The sequence below is a fragment of the Agrobacterium sp. LEGMi-208b genome (genome assembly GCF_059511785.1).
This window is the reverse complement of record NZ_CM183446.1, coordinates 331,887-354,608: the sequence shown is the minus strand read 5'-3', so window position 1 is coordinate 354,608 and position 22,722 is coordinate 331,887. Positions and strand designations below refer to the sequence as shown.

The 22,722-nt window shown below is 57.9% G+C and carries 18 protein-coding genes; 10 read left to right on the top strand and 8 right to left on the bottom strand.

Annotated features, from left to right (window positions below; all coding sequences use genetic code 11):
- Positions 1-116: 116 nt before the first annotated feature.
- Entirely contained in the window at positions 117-1,451 is a 1,335-nt protein-coding gene (gene aptA / locus AC5YUO_RS16355) for an omega-aminotransferase AptA (protein ID WP_400812773.1), read from the bottom strand.
- A gap of 145 nt (positions 1,452-1,596) precedes the next feature.
- Between aptA and AC5YUO_RS16350 the strand changes: the two genes are divergently transcribed.
- The 4 genes from AC5YUO_RS16350 (at position 1,597) to AC5YUO_RS16335 (ending at position 6,171) form a co-directional block, all read left to right on the top strand.
- On the top strand, positions 1,597-2,145 hold the full coding sequence (locus AC5YUO_RS16350) for a cupin domain-containing protein (protein ID WP_003523802.1): 549 nt from the start codon (positions 1,597-1,599) through the stop codon (positions 2,143-2,145).
- Between the two features lie 619 nt (positions 2,146-2,764).
- On the top strand, positions 2,765-3,445 hold the full coding sequence (locus tag AC5YUO_RS16345) for a sugar transferase (RefSeq protein ID WP_003523803.1): 681 nt from the start codon (positions 2,765-2,767) through the stop codon (positions 3,443-3,445).
- Positions 3,446-3,638: 193 nt separating this feature from the next.
- Positions 3,639-4,895: a polysaccharide biosynthesis/export family protein gene (locus AC5YUO_RS16340; RefSeq protein WP_496155965.1), complete on the top strand. Its 1,257-nt coding sequence runs from the start codon at positions 3,639-3,641 to the stop codon at positions 4,893-4,895.
- Positions 4,896-4,902: 7 nt separating this feature from the next.
- The gene (locus AC5YUO_RS16335) at positions 4,903-6,171 is read left to right on the top strand and encodes an O-antigen ligase family protein (RefSeq protein ID WP_496155964.1); all 1,269 of its coding nucleotides are present in this window, start codon (positions 4,903-4,905) and stop codon (positions 6,169-6,171) included.
- An 81-nt stretch (positions 6,172-6,252) separates the two neighbouring features.
- On the opposite strand, the gene AC5YUO_RS16330 is transcribed toward AC5YUO_RS16335, so the two are convergent.
- Complete coding sequence (locus AC5YUO_RS16330) at positions 6,253-7,482, bottom strand: helix-turn-helix transcriptional regulator (RefSeq protein ID WP_496155963.1); 1,230 nt, start codon at positions 7,480-7,482, stop codon at positions 6,253-6,255.
- 89 nt (positions 7,483-7,571) lie between these two features.
- Between AC5YUO_RS16330 and AC5YUO_RS16325 the strand changes: the two genes are divergently transcribed.
- Entirely contained in the window at positions 7,572-7,916 is a 345-nt protein-coding gene (locus tag AC5YUO_RS16325; RefSeq protein ID WP_065117595.1) for a hypothetical protein, read from the top strand.
- A 485-nt stretch (positions 7,917-8,401) separates the two neighbouring features.
- Here AC5YUO_RS16325 and AC5YUO_RS16320 read toward each other — a convergent pair whose 3' ends face one another.
- The 5 genes from AC5YUO_RS16320 to AC5YUO_RS16300 form a co-directional block, all read right to left on the bottom strand.
- A complete protein-coding gene (locus tag AC5YUO_RS16320; protein WP_496155962.1) occupies positions 8,402-8,896 on the bottom strand; it encodes a hypothetical protein in 495 nt (164 codons plus the stop codon).
- An 85-nt stretch (positions 8,897-8,981) separates the two neighbouring features.
- A complete protein-coding gene (locus AC5YUO_RS16315) occupies positions 8,982-10,340 on the bottom strand; it encodes an HlyD family type I secretion periplasmic adaptor subunit (protein ID WP_496155961.1) in 1,359 nt (452 codons plus the stop codon).
- A gap of 8 nt (positions 10,341-10,348) precedes the next feature.
- Complete coding sequence (locus AC5YUO_RS16310) at positions 10,349-12,553, bottom strand: type I secretion system permease/ATPase (RefSeq protein ID WP_496155960.1); 2,205 nt, start codon at positions 12,551-12,553, stop codon at positions 10,349-10,351.
- 83 nt (positions 12,554-12,636) lie between these two features.
- Positions 12,637-14,655: a hypothetical protein gene (locus AC5YUO_RS16305; RefSeq protein ID WP_496155959.1), complete on the bottom strand. Its 2,019-nt coding sequence runs from the start codon at positions 14,653-14,655 to the stop codon at positions 12,637-12,639.
- A 153-nt stretch (positions 14,656-14,808) separates the two neighbouring features.
- Positions 14,809-15,768, bottom strand: a complete 960-nt coding sequence (locus AC5YUO_RS16300) for a fibrinogen-binding protein (RefSeq protein WP_496155958.1) — start codon at positions 15,766-15,768, stop codon at positions 14,809-14,811.
- A gap of 910 nt (positions 15,769-16,678) precedes the next feature.
- Between AC5YUO_RS16300 and AC5YUO_RS16295 the strand changes: the two genes are divergently transcribed.
- Entirely contained in the window at positions 16,679-17,452 is a 774-nt protein-coding gene (locus tag AC5YUO_RS16295; protein ID WP_400812767.1) for a helix-turn-helix domain-containing protein, read from the top strand.
- A gap of 60 nt (positions 17,453-17,512) precedes the next feature.
- Here the strand turns inward: AC5YUO_RS16295 and AC5YUO_RS16290 are convergent, their stop codons facing one another.
- Positions 17,513-17,863: a hypothetical protein gene (locus AC5YUO_RS16290; RefSeq protein ID WP_496155957.1), complete on the bottom strand. Its 351-nt coding sequence runs from the start codon at positions 17,861-17,863 to the stop codon at positions 17,513-17,515.
- A gap of 393 nt (positions 17,864-18,256) precedes the next feature.
- On the opposite strand from AC5YUO_RS16290, the gene AC5YUO_RS16285 reads away from it, so the two are divergent.
- The 4 genes from AC5YUO_RS16285 to AC5YUO_RS16270 are packed head-to-tail and all read left to right on the top strand — an operon-like array spanning position 18,257 to position 22,713.
- Positions 18,257-19,279 carry a UDP-glucuronic acid decarboxylase family protein gene (locus AC5YUO_RS16285; RefSeq protein ID WP_496155956.1) on the top strand — a complete coding sequence of 341 codons (1,023 nt, stop codon included), beginning with the start codon at positions 18,257-18,259 and terminating at the stop codon, positions 19,277-19,279.
- 1 nt (position 19,280) lies between these two features.
- Positions 19,281-20,261, top strand: a complete 981-nt coding sequence (gene galE / locus AC5YUO_RS16280; protein ID WP_496155955.1) for a UDP-glucose 4-epimerase GalE — start codon at positions 19,281-19,283, stop codon at positions 20,259-20,261.
- Positions 20,258-22,195, top strand: coding sequence for a glycosyltransferase family 2 protein (locus AC5YUO_RS16275; RefSeq protein WP_496155954.1), 1,938 nt, complete (start codon positions 20,258-20,260; stop codon positions 22,193-22,195). The genes galE and AC5YUO_RS16275 overlap by 4 nt, the downstream gene beginning before the upstream one ends.
- Before the next feature lie 14 nt (positions 22,196-22,209).
- Positions 22,210-22,713 (top strand): DUF995 domain-containing protein, encoded by a 504-nt coding sequence (locus AC5YUO_RS16270; RefSeq protein WP_496155953.1) that lies wholly within the window; start codon positions 22,210-22,212, stop codon positions 22,711-22,713.
- The last annotated feature ends 9 nt before the right edge of the window (positions 22,714-22,722 follow it).

Sequence of the window (22,722 nt, the reverse complement as noted above, 5' to 3'; positions counted from 1 at the left end):
CTTCAGGAAGTTAATAGAACATGCTTAATAAATGATATATTTTCGCTCAGAATTGATAAAAGCAAAAAAGGCTGCAATTAGTATTGCAGCCTTTTCTTTATTAGAAATGTATACTTTTACTGCGCGCGTTTCAGCGCATCGCCGAGGATCGAGACGATATCGTCGAAATGGGATTTTTCGGCGATCAATGGCGGCGAAAGGGCGATGATGTCGCCGGTGACGCGAATGAGCAGGCCGCGCTCGAAGCAATCCACGAAGATGTCATAGGCGCGTGCGCCGGCAGCCCCGTCGCGCGATTGCAGTTCGATGCCGGCGATGAAACCGATGGTGCGGATATCGATGACGTTCGGCAGGCCCTTCAGCGAGTGGATGGCGTCGTGCCACACATCCTGCAATTCCGCGGCGCGGGTGAAGAGGCCCTCATCGCGATAGATATCGAGCGTCGCGATACCGGCGGCGCAGGCGACCGGGTGACCGGAATAGGTATAGCCGTGGAACAGCTCGATCTGGTTTTCCGGACCATGCATCAGCGCATCATGCACCTTGCGGCTGGTGAAGACCGCGCCCATGGGGATCGCACCGTTGGTCAGTCCCTTGGCGGTGGTGACGATATCTGGCGTAACACCGAAATAGTTGCTGGCGAAGGTGGAGCCCATGCGGCCGAAACCGGTAATGACTTCATCGAAGATCAAGAGGATGCCATGCTTGTCGCAGATCGCACGCAGACGCTCCAGATAACCCTTCGGCGGCACCAGCACGCCGGTGGAGCCGGCGACCGGTTCGACGATGCAGGCGGCGATGGTTTCGGCGCCATGCAGGGCGACCAGACGTTCCAGATCGTCCGCAAGCTCCGCGCCGTGCTCGGGCTGGCCCTTCACGAAGCTGTTCTTCGCCGGATCATGGGTGTGGCGCAGATGGTCTGCGGGGATCTGCGGGAAAACGCGGCGATTGTTGACAAGGCCGCCCACGGAGATGCCGCCGAAACCAACGCCATGATAACCGCGCTCGCGGCCGATCAGGCGGCTGCGGGTGCCCTGGCCGATGGCGCGCTGATAGGCGATCGCGATCTTCAGCGCCGTATCGACCGATTCCGACCCTGAGCCCGTGTAGAAGACACGATCAAGTTTCGCGCCTTCCGGGCCGGGGGCGATTTCCGCCAGCCGCTCGGCGAATTCGAAGGCAACGGGATGGCCCATCTGGAAGGAGGGAGCATAGTCCATGGTCGAAAGCTGGTGCTTCACGGCAGAGGCAATCTGCTGGCGGCCGTGGCCGGCATTGACGCACCAAAGGCCAGCCGTGCCGTCGAGAACCTGACGGCCGTCATTGCTGGTGTAATACATGCCTTCGGCGCTCGTCAGCAGGCGGGGATTGGCCTTGAACTGCCGGTTGGCGGTAAACGGCATCCAGTAGCTGTCGAGTGAGGTGGAATTGGATCGGCTCGGGTTGTCCATCTTGGTCTCCTGTTCGGTGCCGATGATTGAAAGCTATTTTCGCGGCCGAACAAGCCCTTTTCTTTCTGTAGCCAAGCCATTGAAAATACTATAGCCGTGGACAGCGGTTTTCGATATTTCGAACAAGGACAACGGGGGCTCACGCATGTCGGTGGATATAGGCGGGCGTTTGCGCCATTTACGGCTGCGCCACAATATTTCCCAGCGGGAACTGGCAAGACGCGCCGGGGTCACCAATTCGACGATTTCCCTGATCGAATCCAACACCTCCAACCCATCCGTCGGCGCGCTGAAGCGCATTCTCGATGGCATACCGATCGGCCTTGCCGAGTTTTTCGCTTTCGAGCCGGAGACGAGCCGCAAGGCCTTTTACCGGGCGGATGAGTTGGTCGAAATCGGCAAGGGGCCGATCTCCTTCCGGCAGGTGGGCGAGAATGTTTTCGGCCGCAGCCTGCAGATCCTGAAGGAATGTTATCAGCCGGGCGCCGATACCGGTAAGGTTCCGCTGGTTCACGATGGGGAAGAGGGGGGCATCATTCTCTCCGGGCGCCTGGAAGTGACGGTCGATGAGGAGAGGCGGGTGCTTGGGCCGGGAGATGCCTATTATTTCGAAAGCCGCAGGCCGCATCGCTTCCGTTGCGTCGGTCCCGTGCCGTGCGAGGTCATCAGCGCCTGCACACCTCCAACCTTCTGATTCCGGCGGATTTCGCGTCTCGCAGCACTGGTAGAACGGCAAAATGGGAGCGAGTCGATAAAAACAGGCCGTTAGACCCGGCATTTTTGCGTGGCTGCCATGAATAAAATGCAGTTCCTTGCCACTCTTTTGCCGTCTTTGCGCCCTTTTAGCGATTTTTCCATCGCTTTTTCTTGGTGGGGTGGCAATGTTGGGAAAAAAAGTCCTGGCCAATATGTCAAATTTTATATGCATTGCCACAATCTTGCTGCGCTGCAAAAAAATTTAATAGTCTGTTACATACATGGCTGTTCTTAGCGTTCCTGTCTCATCTCACCAAGTCATAAGAAACATATAAGAAAAGGCTGTCGACGGCACAAAACCCAATACATGCCGGAGCGACACCCATGCTCCCAACACATGGCCATCGGCACATTTGTTGCTTTTTTATGCAACCGTTAATATTGCCCGGGCGTTGATCGGCCGCTCGCGCAAGAAATCGCATAGACGGTTATGGGCAATGTGCCTTACAAAAAATCCATTAGCATCAAATTCCGAACACAGACTTGTTATCTCTTTTAGACGGAAAGACGCGCCTCCGGGCACCGACCAATCGCAAAACATAAATGGAGTTCTCTCTATGAAGTCCGCGACCCAATCGGCTGAACAGACACTCAGCAGCTCCGAAGATTTCGATGTCAGTTTCCCTATCGGGGGCATCGCAAAACGCAGCTTCGATATGACATCGGCTGCGCTTGCGCTGCTCATCTTCAGCCCGATATTCCTGTTGATCGCCGCGCTGGTGAAATTGTCTGATCCCGGCCCGATCTTTTATGGCCACCGGCGTGTGGGACATAATGGCCGTTATTTCCATTGCCTGAAATTCAGGACGATGGCGATGAACGGCGACGAGATTCTGCGGCAATATCTTGCCGCCAATCCGGAAGCCGCCGAAGAATGGCGCGCCACCCGCAAGCTGAAGAACGATCCGCGTGTTACGGCCGTTGGCGCCGTGCTGCGCAAGCTCTCGCTCGACGAACTGCCGCAGCTCCTCAACATCATCCGCGGCGAAATGAGCGTGGTCGGTCCGCGCCCGGTCGTCGATGAGGAACTAAGCTATTATGAAAGCGCTGCCGCTTATTATCTCAGCACCCGTCCGGGCCTGACCGGCCTGTGGCAGATCAGCGGCCGCAACGACGTATCCTACAAGACCCGCGTCGCTTTCGACACGCATTATGTGCAGAACTGGTCGATGCGGCAGGATGTCTTCATCATCGTCAAGACCATTCCCGCCGTGTGCCTTTCACGCGGAAGCTACTGAAAACCGATATTGAGTTCGGCTTTATCGATCTTCGTTTCGACACGCACCCTGACCGGGATCCCAAGTCCGGTCTTCGGGTGCGTCATTGGTGCTAATCATACCGGCCGCTTTTTGCGGCGCTGCGCAGCCGGCTTTGCCGGTCGCGCTACGGCCTGATCGCCTGCCGGGCGATCCGCTAACAGGGAGTTTCCCGATGAACGGCTTGTTTGCCGCCCACCGCCCGTTTGTGGCCCTCGTTCTTGCCGCTTCCGTCGCCCTTGCCGCGCCGCTCTCCGCAATGGCTGCGGATGGTGGTCAATATAAGCTCGGCACCGCCGACAAATTGCGTATCCGCGTTGCCGAATGGCAGCCGGCGGATGGCAGCATCCGCAACTGGGATGTGATCAACGGCGATTATTCGGTCGGCCCGTCGGGTGCGCTGTCCTTGCCCTTCATCGGTCAGCTGGATGTTGCGGGCAAGACCCCATCGGAAGTCAGCGAAGAGATCGGCGCCCAGCTTCAGAGCAAGTTCGCCCTTCGCAACCTGCCTTCGGCCTCCGTCGAGATCGCTCAGTTCCGGCCGATCTTTCTGAGTGGTGATGTGCAGACGCCGGGTGAATATCCCTATGCCGCCAATCTCACGGTGCTGAAGGCCGTCAGCCTTGCCGGCGGCCTGCGGCGCTCGGATGCCGGGCAGCGTTTTGCCCGCGACTTCATCAATGCCCGCGGTGACGCCGCCGTCTATGACAACCAGCGGGCAAGGCTGCTTGCCCGTCAGGCGCGGCTGGTGGCCGAGGTAAAGGGCGACACGACCATCGCCAAGACGCCTGAAATGGAAAAGATTGCCGAGATCGACGTGTTGCTGGCCAGCGAAAGCGCGCTGATGAAATCGCGCACCGAGCGTTACACCCTGCAGCTCAAGGCGCTGACGGATCTGCACGCCCTTCTGCAGAGCGAAGTGGAATCCCTCAAGAAGAAGTCGGAGACGCAAAATCGTCAGCTCCAGCTTGCCAATGAGGATCGCGACCGCGTCAACCGGTTGAACGAGCAGGGGCTTGCGCTGTCGCAGCGGCGTATTTCCGCGGAAGAACGCGCGGCGGAAGTGGAATCCAATCTGCTCGATATCGATACGCAGTCGCTGCGCGCCAAGCAGGATATCAACAAGGCGACCCAGGACGAGATCAACCTGCGCAACGACTGGGTGGCACAGCGCTCCAAGGAATTGCAGGACACGGAAGCGGAACTCGACAAGCTTAATCTGCAGCTGACCACCAGCCGCGAATTGATGTCGGAAGCACTGGCGCAATCGGCAGAAGCGATCCGTTTCGACCCGTCGGGCAAGTCCGCGACGATCGGCTATGTCGTGGTGCGTGAGGAAAACGGCAAGCCGAAAGAGCTGAAGGTGGATGAAAACGCCATGCTCCAGCCCGGCGACGTCATCAAGGTCTCGTCTGAAATCCTGATGCAGTGAGGTTTCAATGCGGATCGCCAAATCGGCGCTGATCGATCCCGAGCGCAATGAGATTTACGGAATGGCGGCGGTTGCGCTGTCATTCTTCGTCTTCGCTTATTCGTCGCGTTTCGGGCAAATCTCGGTTCTGGCCTATTATGGCATGTGGCTGCCGTTGGTGGTGGTCGATTACCGGCGCGTGCTCGGCAATTATCCGCGCTATCTCTGGATATTCGCCTTCGGCATCTTGACGGTTCTGTCCAGCTTCTGGTCGGAGGCGGTGTCGGTGACCATGCGCGCCTCCATCCAGTATATGACGCATATCGTCTGCGCGCTGATCGCGATGCGGGTGATCTCCATCCGGACGCTGACGCGCGGCGCGCTGATCGGCATCGCGGTCGTTCTCTTCTATTCGCTGCTGTTCGGCATTTATCTCTTCGATGCGCTTGACGGCACCTATAGTTTCGTCGGCGCCTTCTCTTCCAAGAACCAGCTCGGTTTTTATGCCTCGCTCGGCGTCATTTTTGCTGCCGCATCGGTGCTGGTGCTGAAGTTAAGGGGCATCTGGCTGCCCATCGCCGGCGTCACCGGGCTTTTATCGGCCTATAGTCTCATCGCCTCGCAATCGGCCACATCCGCCATCACCACGGCGGCGGTGGTCGCCCTCATCATCGGCTTCATTCCCATCGGCATGTTGTCACCGGCTAACCGCAAGATGATGTTTTTCGCGCTGGGCGGTCTCGGCGCGTTGCTCGCGGTCGCTTCCCTGCAATTCGGTCTGCTGGACGCCATTCTCGGCATTTTCGGCAAGGATTCGACGCTGACCGGCCGAACCTATCTCTGGCAGCAGGGCATCGAGGCGGCAAAACAGACGCCCATTCTCGGCGTCGGTTATCAGGGGTTCTGGGTCGCCGGTTTTGCCGATGCCGAACGCCTGTGGAACGATTTTTTCATTACCGGGCGCAGCGGCTTCCATTTTCACAACACCTATATCGAGACGGTGGTGGAAAACGGCTTTGTCGGCATGTTCCTGCTCGGCATGGTGCTCTACGGAACGCTCATCGGGCATCTGCGCTCGGTCCTGATGCGTCAGAGCGATCCGCAGGGCGTGATCCTGTTTGCGATCTGCGCGCTGTTCGTGGTGCGCTCCTTCGTGGAGATCGACATCATCTTCCCTTATCAGATCGGTTCATTCCTGCTTTATTTCGCGGCCGGAAAACTCTGCCTTCCGGCGAAGGTGGCGCAGGGCGGTGATACTCACCCGGCAATCGGCATGCGGTTGCAGACACGCGCCTAGAGCGCGTCCGGTCTGGTCGAAACCACGGTACAAAAAAACCATTGTGTCGTGTACTGTGGAATACGATCAGACGCGACGCGCTTACGGGCCCGGGTTTGCCATGCGGTATGCGAGGCGCAGCAGGTCGTTCTGGCTGCGTGTCCCGGTCTTGGCATAGAGGCTTTTGAGCTGCGTGCGTATCGTCTCGCGCGATACGGAGGCCTCCAGCGCTATCTGTGTGATGGTCCTGCCGTTTATGACGCCGAGAAGTGCTCGCCGCTCCCCCATCGTCAACCGATGAAATTCAGCGAACTGGTCGATGCCGGGTATTTCGCCCGGCGCCCCGGAAGGCTGGATAAGGAGCGCAACGGTAGGCCCCTCGAAGTAAAGCGAGAGGCGTTCTTTCTCCATTGCGACAAGCGTGAGCCTGATGCCCTGTAACAGAAAGCTTGCTGTTCTGGGGCCGGTATAACTGCGCTTCAGCATTGTGTTCAGCGCTGTTTGAGCATCCTTGCCGCGCAGGCGTAGCTTTCCGAGCGGCGAAACCGATATGAGCGTTCCTTTGTCCAGAAGCTCCTGACCGATCGGGGAGATTGTCTTTATCTGCGCGTTTTCGCCGATGATGACGACGCCCGTCTCGACGAAATCGAACAGCGACGTATTGAGGTCGAAGGCTGCCCATCGGACCGAACTGTTCTTGTAGAAACGCGCGGCGCGCCTCAGATGGGGCGCGATACGGGTGAGCTGATCGGAAAAAACGCTGTTTTCATCGGGGTCACCGCGGCTGGTGACGGTGGATACGATCAGGGGGCTGCCCTCGTTCTTGTCAATGGTGACGCCGATGGAGGTCGAAATATTGTTAGGTGACAGCCAGTCATTGAAGAATTCGGTTTTGACCAGCTGCTTTCTGGGGACGATCTGATCCGAGAAAACGCCCAAGCCTACCTGGCGCAGAGCGCAATGCTCCAGCCATGGATTGGTGTTGATGTAATGCGCTGCATAGCTTTCAAGTTCCGGAAGGTCGAATTTTGACGTCATGCCGACATAGTCGTCGGGCTCGCGCGTATTCATGGAAAACAAAATCGTTCGACCATCGGGTGCATTCTCTGAAAGCCGGTCGAGAAACTGTTGCCACGACGCCTCGCCGAGCAGCGCTGCATAAATGAGATCTATCAGGTCGTCGTCCGAGTGCCTCAAGCCACGAATGCGCATGCCCCAATCCCTGCCGCCGGAGAAGCCCGACAAACGCTGGTCCGCTCCCTTCACCTCAATCAATTCACCCGCGCGGGTGATTGAGGATGATATGTGAAGCACTAAAAATCGTCCAGCCATGAACTCGCGCGTGTAAAAAGATACGGCGCAAGTTCTCGTTTATTATTTTGAATGCGCTGATGCGCTGAATTGTTTTAAGGAGAGACGTTATGAAGAGATATATTTCGCTGGCCAGCGTATCGGTTGCCGTCCTTGCGCTTTCGGGTTGCGTCAGCGCCGGTGTGGACAAGACGGTGGAACTTTCGGTTGGCCAGACGCGGCACCTTACGGCCTACAGGGCCGAGAACTGCGGTGCTGCTCCCTTGAGTTTTGCGGCGGTGGCGGGCAAGCTTCCGAAATCCAGGATCGTCTCCTATTCGGATGGCGGCCTTTCCAGTCGTCAAAGCAAGCAGTGCGGCCGCCGCGTCCCGACACGCGCGGTGAATGCGACGGGTATCGCCAAGGGAACAGAGACAAACCGCTATCAGGATGTCATTTCCATCGTTGTAAAATGACCGCGCTGTGGCAGGCTCATTCGACTTCACCAGCGTCCGTCAGAAAAAATGGGCTCCGATCTTTCCGAAAAGATAAATGAAAACAGATGAATATGACACCTTTCCGGTTCATGTTCACGGTCCGTGGCCCAAATGTTCGGGCCGATGCGTCAGTTACGAAGTCCGCTGTTTTCGGGTGCGCTCATCGGTCTCATTCCTGTGCCGGTCACAGGAAACCTTCCAGCCCAAATTCTTGGGCTGGAAGGATGCTTCCGCGACGCAGATGCACATCGGCTGGCAACAGTGACATCCTCGGTCTTGTCCCACTGCTGTCCGGTTTAAATTTCTGGACAAGGCGCATTGCTTCAAAATGGATGGTAAACGGTCGAGTATTTTCTCACCATTAACGTCGTATACTGTGGCCGAAACCGTCGGCCGAGCGTTATCCCTTTGTTTTCCGAGATTTTCCGGACGTAAAGCCGCCATGCATTTTTACTGGAAATGCTCTAGAGATAATCCGCAGAAACATGCGGGCTGGCATGGATGAAGTTCCACATGTCCTTGCTGACATCGACGATGTCGGCGATCGATTTTTCGAGCTGTCCGATTTCCTTCTCGTCCATGCGCTCCACCTTGCCGTAGCGCACCTGGCTGTCATCCTCCACAAGCCGCATCAGCTGCGTGCTGGCGATCTCACCTTTCTCGTCGAAGGAATAGATGCAGTGATTATATTTGTTGCGCGTCTTCGCTTCCTTCTTCAGCCGCGCCATGATGGAGAGGATGGTCTTGCGGTCCTTCGCGTCGGTGGAGGGAAGCTTCGCCAGGCGCTCAATCAGATCCATGCGCGCCCGCGTGGTGTTGAGCGTCAGGAACACGACGATGGCCGCTTCCTTCTCCACTTTCAGGAGATGGACGATCAGATAGATCATCAGGCTTTCCGTGTTGGTCCACACGTAATTCAGCCTGCCGACCAGCAGCAATACATCCGACATCGCCGCCATGCCGCTTCTCCCGCCCCGACGAAACATATTTGGATATTATATGCCGACCGCTGCGGAAAAGACAGTGTAGGTTACTGATATTTCTTCATCTTTCCTTGAAGGCACGGGACATGCTGTCGGCGATCGGCTTGGTCAGATATTCGAAGAAGGTGCGCTCCGAAGTCTGGATCAGCACGTCGGCCGGCATGCCGGGCACGGGATGGAAATTGTGAACCTTGGCGATTTCCTCGTCGGGTATCTGCACGCGCACGATATAGACGTCCTTGACCTGAAGGCCGGCGTTTTCCTCGATGCTGTCGGCTGAAACGTAAAAGACCTTGCCATTCAGAACCGGTGTGGTGCGGCGGTTGAGCGCCGACAGGCGGATCGCGGCGGTCTGGCCCTCATGCAATTGGTCGATGGAGGTCCTGAGCACCTGCGCCTCAAGGATCAGGGGAACATGGGCGGGCAGGATTTCCATGATCGGCTTGCCTGTCGTGATGACGCCGCCGGGCGTATGATAATAGGCGCGCACCACGGTTCCGTTGACGGGGGAGCGGATGACGGTGCGTTCCAGCACTTCGGCGGCGCCACGCACCTGTTCGCGCACGCTGTCGAGATCGGATTCGGCGGTTTCCAGCGCATCGAGTGCTGCCTGCTTGTTGGCGTTGACGGCGATGACCGCTTCCTGCCGGAACTTGGCGATTTCCGCCTCGCTCTGGTTCATTTCGCCGCTCAGCCGGGCGATATCGCCCATGGCGTCGGCAATGGCGCGCTCCAGCGCCAGCATGTCGGTCTTGCGAATGACGCCGTCCTTGGCGAGCCGCTCCTTGGAATCGCGCTCCTGTGTCAAAAGCGCCAGTTGCCGGTCGAAGGACTGTTTTTGGCCGTCATAGCCCGCATAGCGGAACTCCAGCGACCGGATATTCTTGTCGATCAGGTTCATCTGTTCCTCAAGCTTGATGAGCTTGCTGTGGAACACGATGTTCTGGCTCTGGATGATGGAATTTATATCCGGATCGCCGGCTTCCTTCATGACGATATCTGGCACCTTGAAGCTTTTTTCGCCCTGGGCCTCGGCGCGCAGGCGCACCACGATGGTTTCGAGGCGAAGCCGCCGCAGCTGCAACATGCGCTCGTTGGCAAGCGCCGTCGTCTTGTCCAGCGTCAGAAGGACATCGCCTTCCTTCACCGTGTCGCCTTCGCTGACCATCATTTCCTTGATGATGCCGCCTTCCAGATGCTGGACCACCTTGTTGTTGCCGGTGGCGACGAAACTGCCCTGGGCGATGATGGCCGAGGAGAGCGGCGCGGTGCCGGCCCAGAATCCGAAACCGCCGAAGGAGGCGAGCAGCACGGCAAGACCGATCGAGCTGTGCAGGCGGATCGAACGCGGCACCTCGCTGTACCATTCCAGCTGGCCCTGGGGTTTGACTTCGGCAATGGCGTTTTTCTTCTTGAACATGACGGTTCTCAACCCTCGATCTGCGGGGACTGGTTGGCCGGGCGGCCATTGCCGGAAAGCGCTTTCAGCACGTCCATCCTTTCGCCGAACATGGCGACCGATCCGTCCTTCAGCACCATGATCTTGTCGACGCATTGAAGCAGTGCCGGCCGCTGGGTGATGGTGACGGTGGTGATGCCCTGTCTTTTGGCGTGCAGCAGCGCCTTGGCCAGCGCCTGTTCGCCCTGCGTATCCAGATTGGAGTTGGGCTCGTCCAGCACCACGAATTTCGGATCGCCGAAAAAGGCGCGGGCAAGCGCGATGCGCTGTTTCTGGCCGCCGGAAAGCGGCGCGCCATCGGCGGCGACCACGGTTTCGTAACCCTGCGGGAAACCGGCGATCAACTCGTGCACATCGGCCAGCACGGCGGCTTCGTAAATCTGCCGGTCCTCGATATCGTCGCGCATGCGGCAGATATTGGCCTTGATGGTGCCGGGAAAAAGCTGCACGTCCTGCGGCAGATAACCGATGCTTTCACCGAATTGCCGCTGGTCCCAGTTGCGCAGATCCATGAGATCGAGGCGGACATTGCCTGATGTGGGCAGGATGGAGCCCACCAGCATCTTGCCAAGCGTCGTCTTGCCGGAACCGGAATTGCCGATGATGGCGAGCGATTCTCCTTTTTTCAGCGAAAAGGAAATGCCGTTCAGGATCACCTTTTTCTGCGGCGGTGGCACGAAGAGGATGCGCTCCACATCGAGACGTCCTTCCGGATTGGGCAGGCGCAGGCGTGGGAAATTGAGCGGCGAATTGATGAGCAGTTGCTTGATACGGCCATAGGAGGCGGCGGATTTGTTGAACTGGTGCCAGCCCTCGATTGCGCCTTCGATGGGCGCCAGCGCGCGGCCGGAAATGATGGAGGCTGCAATCACCATGCCGCCGGTCAGTTCGCCTGATAGCGACAGATGCGCGCCCCAGCCGAGCAGCGCCACCTGGGTGATCATGCGCGCCGCCTTGGAAACGCCGGAGAACATGATGTTGCGATCCTGCGCCGCCACATGCGATTTCAGTGAACCCGCGGTTTCGCGGCCCCACATCTTCACCGCTTCGGGGATCATGGCGAGCGCATTGATGATCTGCGAATTGCGCGACATGGAATCGAGGTGGAAATTGGCGCGGCTGAGATAACCGGATGCTTCCGAGAACTGCCTCGCGGTAAAGCGCTGATTGAGCCAGGCGATGCCGAACAGCACGGCGCAGCAGACCATGATGATGATGCCGAGATGCGGATGGACGAGATAGACCACCACGATGAAGAGCGGCATCAGCGGTGCGTCGAGAAAGGCGATCAGCGTGCCGGAGGTGAGGAAGGAGCGCAATTGCTGCAGATCCTGCAATGTCTGGTAGTCCTTGCCGCTGCCATGCAGGGAGGCGCGGGCGGCGGCGGACAGGATCGGCGCGCCAAGCTGCACCTCAAGTTCGACGGCGGTGCGCATCAGGATGAAGCGGCGGATGGCGTCCATGAAGGCCTGCAGCAGAACCGCACCAAGGACGGCGACCGTCAGCATGACGAGCGTGTCCATCGAGCGGCTGGTCAGAACCCGGTCGGAAATCTGGAACAGATAAAGCGGGATGGCGAGCAGCAGGATGTTGATGGCGACCGTGAACAGCATCACCACCACCATGTTGCGCCGCACGGCGGCGATGCCCTTGGCAAGGCTTGCGGCGAAATTGATCGGCTCGCTGCGTTTGTGAAAACCGCTCTGGCTTCCACCGCCGCCGCCACCGCCGCCGCCACCGCCATTGTCCGTCGGCTCCTTGCCGCCGCCGCCCGTCACCGGCCGGCGTTCGTTCTCGCGGATCGGTCCGTCGTTATTGTCGATGGTCTTGACGAAAGGCAGGTCGGTATTGTCGATCTTGGCCTGCGGCTCCGGCGGGGAGGCGGGTTGCCGGTCCCGTTGCGGTGCCGGCCTTTCCGGGGGAACATCCCGCAATTGTTCCGCCTGTTCCGTTTTTGCATGCGGTTGGGAAAGGACTTGTGGGGAGGCGATCTGCGCAGGGGATGAAACGTCTTTTGCCGTCTGTTCCGCGCCGGATAACTGGCGCAGGTTTTCGACGGCTTCATTGATTGCTGAAATACAGGCGTCCGTCAGTTTGCTGTCTTCCGCATCTTGATCCAGCGGCAAGTCCAGCGAGCGTCCGTCGGCAATGGTTTTTCTAGAAATATGATCCATTTTATATCGGTCCCCTCGGTGATCTAGCGGTGTTTGCGGTTCCGGCTGCGGCGGGGTGCGTTTGCAGCCCCGCTTGCCGGAGGTTACGCAACGACCGTCTGCATGACGTCGGCCGGATGGGCATTCGACCATGACAGGTCGTGACCGGCATTGATGACGCCATTGGATTCGTTTTCGATGGTGGCGGGATCGTCGTGAAGAAAGGCGATGACCTCGTTCGCCAGCTGGCCTTGCTGGGGTTGCGACGTGTCGTTTTCGATGATGCCGCCCTGTATCAGGATGGCATCGGAATAAACGCCGCCGGCAACATAGGTGGTGGAACCGAAGCTGTCGTAGTCGACGATCTGCGCCAGATTGACCACGGCGTTGCTGCCGGTATCGATGTGGACGGTGGCGTCCTGGTTGTTTTCGAGAACCTTCGCGGCGGCCTGCGTCACATCGTCGGAATCGCCCAGTACGCTCACCTGTTTTATGATGCTGACATCATAGAGATTGCCGGTGATATAGAGGACGTTCAGACCCTCATAGCCGGCGAAATTGACGTCATGAGCCAGCGCATCCGGCATGTTGGGGTCGCGCTCGTTGATGGCGTTCACCGTCTGGTTCATATAGTCCGGCATGGTTTCGAAACGATCATTGCTGCCGACATTGTGAATGGTGGCGTCGTTCCACAGCAGGTTGTTGCCGGACTGGATGGTGGCGCCATCGGGCGCATTGGGATTGGCGCGCGCCCAGTCATTGTCGTAAAGCACGGCGATCTGGCTGATGATGTTCATGTCCAGCACATTGCCGCCGACGATGATCAGGTCGTATTGCATGCCGATGCCGAGGAAATTCGCAATGTTGAGCGCGGCGTTGCCGCCCGTCAGCAGGCTGACGGTGGCGCCCGAGGTCGTTATCGTCATCGTGTCGTTGTCGCTGACGAACTGGTATTGCTCGATCCAGTGCACGAAGGAAACATCGCCTTCCAGCACGCTGACGCGCCAGGCGGTCGGAAATATCGGCGGCTCGCCGTTGTCCTGGCCGCTGTTCTCCGCGTGTTCTGCGCCCGGATAGACGCTGCGCTCGAAGCTGGCGATATTGAAGGCTGCCGTCGCGGCCTGATCTTCCGACCGTGTGAAAACGGAATCGATCTCGTCCCGGTCGCTATAGATATAGGCCTGGGTGATTGCGTCGATCTGGTGATAGTCGCCCATAACGGCGGTTACCGACGTCATGACGCCGGTATTGACGAGCGTGGCGATGTTGGCGACGACATTGGCGCCTGCGGCCACATCGAGGCTGTTGCCGGCAGGGCTGTCCTCATGCAGCGAAACGTCGCTCTTTTCCGGCTCTTCCGCCGGCTTGGCAATGCCGCGATCGGGCATGTAGTCGTCGAGTATCGGTTTTTCGCTGGCTATCGAGCCGTTGATGTAAAGCCCATGGATGTCATTGCCGGCCAGAACGAAATCCTGATCCGCACCGGTGCCAAGCGACGTCACGTCGTTTTCGCGGGCATGGTCGATATAGTCATGCGCGGATTTGGCGAGCGCCTGCAGGGCGTCGTAACCGTCGGTGCGCTGAAAAACGGCAAAGGGCGTGAAGACCGACGCTTCATTGTAGAACTCGACGGTGCGTTCGGTGACGAAGCTCGTATCGCGGCCCGCATAGGGGCCGTCAGTCATGTTCAGATAGTCGTCGTCCTGAAGAATATTGACCTGCGCCACATGCGCGATGACCGAGCCCGGACCGGGGTGAACCACCAGTTCATACTGCTCTTCGAAGGAGAGGCGGCCGGGAAAACGGAAGTTTGCGGCGGAAATATCGAACGGGACGGCATTTGCAAGCTGCTGCATGTCGTATTCGACAGCGCGGGCGAAATGCGGCCGGATATAGTCGAAATCATAATATCCGGCGTGATATTTGACACCGGGGTCGTAGTCCTCGAGCGGAACGTCGTAGTTCTTGTCGAGCAGCTTTGCCGCTTCATCGTCCGGCAGACGGTCCGGATCGGATTGCGCCGGGCCTTCGGTATAATTTGTTCTCAGACGCGCTTCCTCGACCACCGTGTCGAACAGGCCGATGAAATGCGCAATCATGTCCGAAATCTTGTCGATATGCATCGGAGGTCCCTCCCTGATCATCGCGGCAGAGCCTAGAAGCTGCGGACGGCGCACGTCTCAGAGGCGGCGCTTCGTTTTTACGCAGACCCGGTCCTTCAACCGCGAACTGCACCGGCGGGTGCCGGTGCAGCTCTTTTCGTCAAGAGGTGGGTATCAGGAGTGATCCTCACCGACATCAGACACATGCGAGTTACCGCCTGTGATCGTGACATCAACTGCGTTGGAGAGCATGTTGGCGCCCTGCACCAGTTCCAGATGGAAGCCGGAATTTGCAAGGATTGCCGATGCATCCGCAGTGCTGGTGCCTGCTGCATCGTCGCCGGCCTTGAGGTCCCATCCCTTGCCGTCGATGCCTTCGGCGCCATAGGCGTCACCGGCATTGGCGCTCAGGTGGTTTTCCGCACCGCCATTCTGCATCTTGATGTCATAGGCCTGATCCTGATCCGCCAGGTGGTTGGCCTGTACCATGCTGAAGCCGGTGTCGTTGCCTTCGCCGTTGAGCGAGCCGTTGAGGATATTGTCGACATCGAGAGTGAAGGAGAAGTCGTCACCCAGATTGAAGGTGAGGTCTCCGCCGGCGATGCCGAGATTGCCGACATCCTTGACGCCCGTGATGTTGCCGAAGTCGTCATCCGACTTGTAGAAACTGTCTGCGGAGTTGAAGCTGTCGGAGGTCGTCGTGGTCTTGGTGGAGGTGTCGTTGTCGGAATAGTTGGACGTCTTTGTGTCCGTATCCGTGATCGTTTTCACATTGGTGTCGTTGTCGCTGTACGACTTGCTTTCATAGCTCCAGTCGTAATCGACCTTGATATCGGTGTTGGTTTCGGTGCTGGTCTTGGTGGTCGTGTCGTTGTCGCTGTACGACTTGCTGTCATAGCTCCAGTCATAGTCGTTGTCGCGATTGTCGCCGTTATTGGCCTCAACATCGATCTTGGCGTCAACATCCACATTGGTGCTGTTGTCGCTGTTGTCGTTGTTGCGGTTTTCACCATTCGCGGTGCCGACGTTGCTGTCTTCCACCTTGGCGTCATTGGTAGACGTGTTGGCGAAACCATCGGAAAGCGCGCCGATCTTGGTGATCTCGTCGCCGGATGCCTTGTGATCATAACCCATTTCGATTTCCTCCGAAAAAGCTCGGAGCAGCTTTCGAAATCCCTCTCATCTCAAACGGGATTTTTTCGCGCTTGCCCCGGGTAGCATGAAGATTGATGTTTGCAGATGCACTCGGTACGCATCATCTGCGGTTCGGTATTGGCCCGTGATCGGGCTCTTTTCGTTCAGCCCTTGTGCGCTACTCGGTAAAAAGGCGCACAAATCCGTTCCTCGCTCCAATGGGGAGCGCGGTGGCTTCGTCTTTTTGCTTGCATGTTTTCTTGAAAAGGGACCGGCGTTTTTCAAACACACGTCAAGGCCGGAGATATCTTTCCATCGGCCGCCGTTCAGCGACGGTCAGACTGTGCCGCAGAAAAATTGCGCTTCCTAGATATCAATTCGGGCTAAACATATCGGCGCTTCACCCGAATATATAGGTCGCGAGCGGTGATCCCTGGGGTGTTTCACCGGTTTGGCCTCGCAAAAAGATCGCTTCGTCAGGGCATGGCGGCTTTTTCGAGAAACATGGTTTATTTCGGTGGGAAAAGGCCTTTATCCCGAAAAGGAACAGGCTCCAGCGTGCTTCGTCGGCGAGCTATGTAAAGGGATATCAACTAAAAGTTATATTTTCCCGGAACACAAAACCACAGCGAAAGCTTTTGCGATGTGTTTGTTTTTGCAGCGGTTACCAGATGAATGATTCTATCTCTGCGTAACCTATTTTGTATGTCAATTGTAAAAAATAACCCGTTTGGGCCATTTATTTACACAGCTTTTCGTATTAGCGTGTGTTAATTAACGGGTAATTAATGATAGTTGACATGGCCTGAAGCGGAGAATCGCCCCCAAGTATTGAGGGGAAAGATAGCCGGCGGACAACAGACTGCACAACCAAAAGAAAGTAATGCGTAAGCGCTTGAGGGAGGCGTCAATGTTCATGGGAACGTCAGATTATGCGGCAAAACAAAAAAACGCCGTTGCTCCTATAAATGGAACTTTATTGATCATAGCGGATCCGGACCTGTTTTCCGAGTGCCTCATGGAGGCGCTGGGCAAAAAGTTCCCAACATTCGCGGTGGTGAGCGTAAAGTCTTCGGCGGGCATAGAGGACGACTACGGTAATAATGTGCGGCTGGTTTTGCCTTACCGCATGTCGGGGGATCGTCTTCATGCCGTTCTTTCGGAGGTTCGGGAAAAACATCCCGATGCGCCGATCGCGCTCGTCGTCGAAACCATCGATAAATTCGAGGAGCCTTTGAAACGGCTGGTGGGAATGCGCGTCATCGATGGCGTGCTGCCGCTCAACCTCAGGCTCGATGTCTTCATGGCGGCTGTCGATCTGCTCATGAAGGGCGGGGAACATTTTCCCGCAGCTCTTCTTGGCAAGCTCACGCCCTATTCACCTTCCGTCAACGGCAAGAGCGTTCAAAGCAATGCCGTGATCGCCAATCGCGCCGATGCCCTTGCCGCAAGCAGGAGCGACGTGGCGGCGCTGACGACACGCGAGGTGCAAATCCTCGACCTGCTTTGCAAGGGAACGCAAAACAAGATCATCGCTGATCGGCTGCATCTGTCCGAGAACACCGTCAAGGTTCACGTTCGCAATATCTATAAGAAAATGAACGTGCGCAACCGCACGGAGGCGGCGTCGCGCTTCTTCAACAAGGATGAAGACACGACCTTTTCCGGCGGCTGGAAGAACTGAGCGTCAGGGCGGCCACGACCGTCCGGACGCCAGTTCCCCTCCGGTGTTTCTCCAGGAGGCTCAGGGCCTCAGGAAGCAGCGGGATTTCTGCCCGAATCCGCTCGGTGAGCAGATATAGGGAGAAGAGCCCGAATAGGACTGACGCGATGCCGCGGGTGTGTCCGAGGCATCGGCAACAAGCGTAACGGCCGCGTTGCCGGTTTTTTGATAACCGTAGGACGCCTTCGCCGGAGCGACCCGACTTTTGATCGTGGCGGTATTGGCCGACGCGGTCTTGATGAGAACAGCGTCTTCGACCACGGAGCAAGAAGCCGTCGCGAAGGTGAAAGTTACAAGTGCTGCGGCAACAAGCGCGAAGCGACAATGGCGGGCTGCTTTGCCGCCATGGGAATAAGGCATTTCATTCGTCATGTGTGTCCCCTGAAATCGACTGTCTGTCGCATCTCGCCGGGCGGTTTTGTTCCCGGTGGATCGAGCCTTACAAAACCAGGATAGCCCCGACTGGTTGAGCGAAGCTTGCGCTAATGCTCAATAAGAAAGGCATAATAGAGGCGTAGTTAAAAAGTATTAAATCAACGGGCTATTTTGAGTAATTTTGGGTAATCAATTGTAATATTTTGATAAAATGAAGTTGACCTGTTTTTCGCTGCGCCTATCATGAAGGTTGAAATTTATCTGATCGAAATATTAAACCTCCAGAAGAAGTAAAAACCGGAGGATGATATTCAAGATATCGCACAATCGGGAGTTTGGTAAAGTTTAGTTGAATCAGCTGCGCTGATTCCTCATGGGGAGGAGTGTGTAATGCGTAATTTCGTTCCCAACGAACACGACAACGGCGTCACCATCTACTCCGAATGGAGACCTGGCCAACGCGTTCTCGTCAATGGCGGCGCCGGTTTCCTCGGTTCTCATCTTTGTGAGCGCCTGCTGAGCTGCGGCCACGAGGTGATCTGTCTCGACAATCTTTCGACCGGACGCACCGCGAATGTGGCGCATTTGCGGGACAATAAGCGGTTTTTGCTGGTCGAGCACGATGTGCGCAAACCCTATGACATCGATGTCTCGCTGATCTTCAACTTCGCTTCACCGGCTTCACCGCCCGACTATCAGCGCGATCCGGTCGGCACGCTGCTCACCAATGTCCTGGGTGCGGTCAATGTGCTGGAAGTGGCGCGCAGATGCGGTGCGACCGTCGTGCAGTCTTCGACGTCCGAGGTCTACGGCGATCCCCACGTCAATCCGCAGCCGGAAACCTATTTCGGCAATGTAAATACAATCGGGCCGCGAGCTTGTTACGATGAGGGGAAACGCAGCGCTGAAACGCTGTTTTTCGATTATCACCGTAGCTTCGGCGTCGATATCAAGGTGGGGCGCATCTTCAACACCTATGGGCCGCGCATGCGACCCGATGACGGACGTGTGGTTTCGAACTTCATCGTCCAGGCGCTGAAGGGCGCTGACATCACCATCTATGGCGATGGCAGCCAGACCCGTTCCTTCTGCTATGTCGATGACCTGATCGATGGTTTCCTGCGCTTCTCGGCCAAGCCGAAGGATTGCACCGGGCCGATCAATATCGGCAACCCGGCGGAAATTCCGGTGCGGCAGCTCGCCGATATCGTCATCCGCATGACGGGTTCCCGTTCGCGCATCGTGCATCTGCCCGCCGCGATCGACGATCCGCAGCAGCGTCGCCCGGATATTTCGCGGGCGAAGGAACTGCTGAGGTGGCAGCCGCGCGTGCCGCTCGAAATCGGCCTGGAAAAAACCATCGTCTATTTCGATGCGCTGCTGGCCGGCAAGACTGTGGCGGAGGCCGTATGAGATGCCCCGCACAATCCTCGTCACGGGCGGGGCCGGATTCATAGGCAGCCACATCTGCAAGGCGCTGGCCCAATCCGGCTTCAAGCCCATCGCTTACGATAATCTTTCGACGGGTCATGCGGATTCGGTTCGCTGGGGTCCCTTCATCGAGGGGGATATTCTGGATCGTGGCCTTTTGAAAGCCACGCTCCGGGAGTTCTCACCGGCCTTCGTGATCCATTGCGCCGCCAATGCCTATGTTGGTGAGTCCGTCGAGGATCCGCGCAAATATTACCGCAACAATGTCGGCGGCAGTCTTTCGCTGCTGGATGCCTGTCTCGATCAGAATATCGGACTGGTGTTTTCCTCCAGCTGCGCCACGTATGGTGTGCCGCCGCAATTGCCCATCCGCGAGGAAACGGCGCAAATGCCGGTCAACCCTTACGGGCGTACCAAACTGATCTTCGAAATGGCGCTCGATGATTATGCCGCTGCCTACGGCCTGCGTTTCGTTGCGCTGCGTTATTTCAATGCCGCCGGCGCAGACCCGGACGGCGAGCTTTACGAACGGCATGAGCCTGAGACCCATCTGATCCCGCGGGCACTGATGGCGGCTGCCGCACGGCTGCCGCAACTGGATGTCTTCGGGGCGGATTACGACACCAGCGATGGCACCTGCATTCGTGATTACATCCATGTCAGCGATCTGGCCGATGCCCATGTCGCCGCCGTCAACTATCTGGCCGAGGGCGGAGAGACGCTGCGCGTCAATCTCGGTTCCGGTCACGGTACATCGGTCGGCGATATCATCCGGGCGATCCACCGCGTGACGGGGCAGGAAGTTCCGGTGCATTTCGGTGCAAGGCGCGCCGGCGATCCGCCAGCCCTGTTTGCGGATATAAGGCGTGCGGAAGAAACTCTCGGCTTTATCCCGAAGCGTTCGGATATCGACACCATCATCCGGACGGCCGGTCCCGGTTTCGGACTGGAGGTGCGGTCATGAAAGCCCGTTCCACCCCTTCCGTTCCGTCGGCCCGTGCGGTCGCAGTCGCCAGCGATCTGCGGATGCTGCCGGTCTTTGCCGGCTGGAACCGCATGGCCTATCTTCTTGGCATTGGCGGTTGGCTGGTGACGCTCGCTTATTTCTGGATCTGGTGGCTCGACCGCGATCGCGTCATCGACTGGCCCTATTATACCGTCGTCACGATAACGCTCGCGTGGATCACGCTTCTGCCATCCTATTTCATCTTCATCTTTCTGAACGCGAAGGTTGTCGACCGGCGCTCCCCTCTGCCGCGGGGCAGGGTGGCGATGGTCGTCACCAAGGCGCCATCGGAACCCTTTGCCGTGGTGGAAAAGACGCTGCTGGCCATGCTGGAGCAGAAGGGTCTGGAATTCGACGTCTGGCTGGCCGACGAGGCTCCGGATGCGCAAACGCTGAAATGGTGTGGCGCGCACGGCGTTTTCGTTTCGACCCGGCAGGGTGTCGCCGAGTATCACCGCAAGACCTGGCCGCGGCGCACACGCTGCAAGGAGGGCAATCTCGCCTATTTCTACGATCATTACGGCTATGAGCGTTATGATTTCGTCGCCCAGTTCGATGCGGATCATGTGCCGGAACCGGATTACCTGCGCGAGATCATCCGTCCCTTTGCCGATCCGACGGTTGGATATGTTTCGGCCCCGAGCATTTGCGACGCCAATGCCGGTGAAAGCTGGGCGGCGCGCGGCAGGCTCTTTGCCGAGGCGAGCCTGCATGGCGCGCTGCAGCTGGGTTACAATAATGGCTGGGCGCCGCTCTGCATCGGCTCGCATTATGCCGTGCGCACGAAGGCCCTGCGGGAGGTTGGCGGCCTTGGGCCGGAGCTTGCCGAGGATCATTCCACCACGCTGCTGATGAACGCCGGCGGCTGGCGCGGCGTCCACGCGGTCAACGCCATCGCCCATGGTGAGGGACCGGTGACCTTTGCCGATCTCATCGTGCAGGAATTCCAGTGGTCGCGCAGCCTGATGACCATTCTGCTGCAATATTCAAGGCACTACGTGCCGAAGCTGCCGCCGCGGCTGAAGTTCCAGTTCCTGTTTTCGCAGCTCTGGTATCCCTTGTTTTCCGGCTTCATGGCGTTGATGTTCGTGCTTCCCGCCATAGCACTGATACGCGGCCATGTGCTGGTCAACGCATCCTATCCGGCGTTTCTTGCACATTTCCTGCCGGTTTCGCTGATCATGATCGTGTTTGCGTTCTTCTGGCGGGCCACGGGTGCATTCCGTCCGCATGATGCGAAGCTCTTCAGCTGGGAAGCCATGATTTTTCTTTTCCTGCGCTGGCCCTGGTCGCTGATGGGTGTGCTGGCGGCGATACGCGACACGATCCGTGGCGATTTCGTCGATTTCCGCATTACCCCCAAGGGCACGCAGGCAAAACCGCCGCTGCCGCTGCGGGTCGTCGCGCCTTACATTCTTCTGGCGGCGCTCAGCCTTGTGGCCATGGTTCTGGCGCCGCGTGAAAACGGGGCGGAAGGCTTCTTCGTCTTCGCCGCCATCAATGTGGCGATCTATGCGGGTCTTTCGGTGTTTCTGCTCATCCGCCATGCGGTGGAAAACGGTTTGCCGAGGCTACCGGCATTGCGCGGCGGAGCAACCGCCGCCGCCTGTTCATTGCTGCTGGTGGCGGGCAGTGCTGTTGAACTCAGCTCCCATGCCATCGGCGGGCTGGAGGCCCTGTCGCACGGGCAGCCCTATGTCAGTTTTACCGAGACGCGGTTCACGGTCGCCGGTGCGGGCGTGGAAGGGGCGAGATCGGTGCGTCTGAAACTGCGCATTGCCGTACCGGGACTGCGCGGACCGCAGGAAATGCAGGCGGAACCCATCGTGGCACCGCCGCCGGCGGTGGCAACCGGAGAGATCATGCTGGCCGACAATAGGGTCGGACAATGAAGGAGGAGGCTGTGATGAAAACAACAATAAGCAAATGCGGATTCTCCGCTTTCGTACTCTGTCTTGCAATGGTCGTGCCAAGCGCCGTCCACGCTGCAGGCGGCACGAAGACGCCGAAACCGCTCAGAACCAGCGAAGTCGTGGACATGTACTTCGACAAGACCTGGAAATGGGAAACGGGCGGTGGACGCTTCATCGCCCAAGACCGCAAATTCATTGCCGCAACGGAAGAAAAGGGCAAGAAATCCGTCGGTGAAGGCCGCTGGACCGTCGACGCCAACGGCACCCTGTGCATGCGCGCCACCTGGAAAAGCGCTGCAGGAAACGGCAAGGCCGATACCTGCTTCGATCATGGTCGCATCGGCAAGGTGCTCTACCAGCGCAAGCAGGGCGGGCCATGGTACGTGTTCCGGCACAACCCGCCACGCCCTGGCGATGAATTCCTCAAGCTCGTCCGCAAGGACGATGTCACGCCGCAGATCGCCGCTTACGACAAGGCGATGACGGCAACAAGGTAGGGAGTAAGG

Excerpts from the sequence above, each read along its gene's own strand:
- AC5YUO_RS16325 (WP_065117595.1), top strand. The coding sequence starts at position 7,572 with ATGAAGAGATATATTTCGCTGGCCAGCGTATCGGTTGCCGTCCTTGCG.
- AC5YUO_RS16305 (WP_496155959.1), bottom strand. The coding sequence starts at position 14,655 with ATGCATATCGACAAGATTTCGGACATGATTGCGCATTTCATCGGCCTG.
- AC5YUO_RS16270 (WP_496155953.1), top strand. The coding sequence starts at position 22,210 with ATGAAAACAACAATAAGCAAATGCGGATTCTCCGCTTTCGTACTCTGT.
- AC5YUO_RS16285 (WP_496155956.1), top strand. The coding sequence starts at position 18,257 with ATGCGTAATTTCGTTCCCAACGAACACGACAACGGCGTCACCATCTAC.
- AC5YUO_RS16300 (WP_496155958.1), bottom strand. The coding sequence starts at position 15,768 with ATGGGTTATGATCACAAGGCATCCGGCGACGAGATCACCAAGATCGGC.
- AC5YUO_RS16290 (WP_496155957.1), bottom strand. The coding sequence starts at position 17,863 with ATGACGAATGAAATGCCTTATTCCCATGGCGGCAAAGCAGCCCGCCAT.
- AC5YUO_RS16350 (WP_003523802.1), top strand. The coding sequence starts at position 1,597 with ATGTCGGTGGATATAGGCGGGCGTTTGCGCCATTTACGGCTGCGCCAC.
- AC5YUO_RS16275 (WP_496155954.1), top strand. The coding sequence starts at position 20,258 with ATGAAAGCCCGTTCCACCCCTTCCGTTCCGTCGGCCCGTGCGGTCGCA.
- AC5YUO_RS16320 (WP_496155962.1), bottom strand. The coding sequence starts at position 8,896 with ATGGCGGCGATGTCGGATGTATTGCTGCTGGTCGGCAGGCTGAATTAC.
- galE (WP_496155955.1), top strand. The coding sequence starts at position 19,281 with ATGCCCCGCACAATCCTCGTCACGGGCGGGGCCGGATTCATAGGCAGC.
- AC5YUO_RS16340 (WP_496155965.1), top strand. The coding sequence starts at position 3,639 with ATGAACGGCTTGTTTGCCGCCCACCGCCCGTTTGTGGCCCTCGTTCTT.
- AC5YUO_RS16310 (WP_496155960.1), bottom strand. The coding sequence starts at position 12,553 with ATGGATCATATTTCTAGAAAAACCATTGCCGACGGACGCTCGCTGGAC.
- AC5YUO_RS16295 (WP_400812767.1), top strand. The coding sequence starts at position 16,679 with ATGTTCATGGGAACGTCAGATTATGCGGCAAAACAAAAAAACGCCGTT.
- AC5YUO_RS16315 (WP_496155961.1), bottom strand. The coding sequence starts at position 10,340 with ATGTTCAAGAAGAAAAACGCCATTGCCGAAGTCAAACCCCAGGGCCAG.
- aptA (WP_400812773.1), bottom strand. The coding sequence starts at position 1,451 with ATGGACAACCCGAGCCGATCCAATTCCACCTCACTCGACAGCTACTGG.
- AC5YUO_RS16330 (WP_496155963.1), bottom strand. The coding sequence starts at position 7,482 with ATGGCTGGACGATTTTTAGTGCTTCACATATCATCCTCAATCACCCGC.
- AC5YUO_RS16345 (WP_003523803.1), top strand. The coding sequence starts at position 2,765 with ATGAAGTCCGCGACCCAATCGGCTGAACAGACACTCAGCAGCTCCGAA.
- AC5YUO_RS16335 (WP_496155964.1), top strand. The coding sequence starts at position 4,903 with ATGCGGATCGCCAAATCGGCGCTGATCGATCCCGAGCGCAATGAGATT.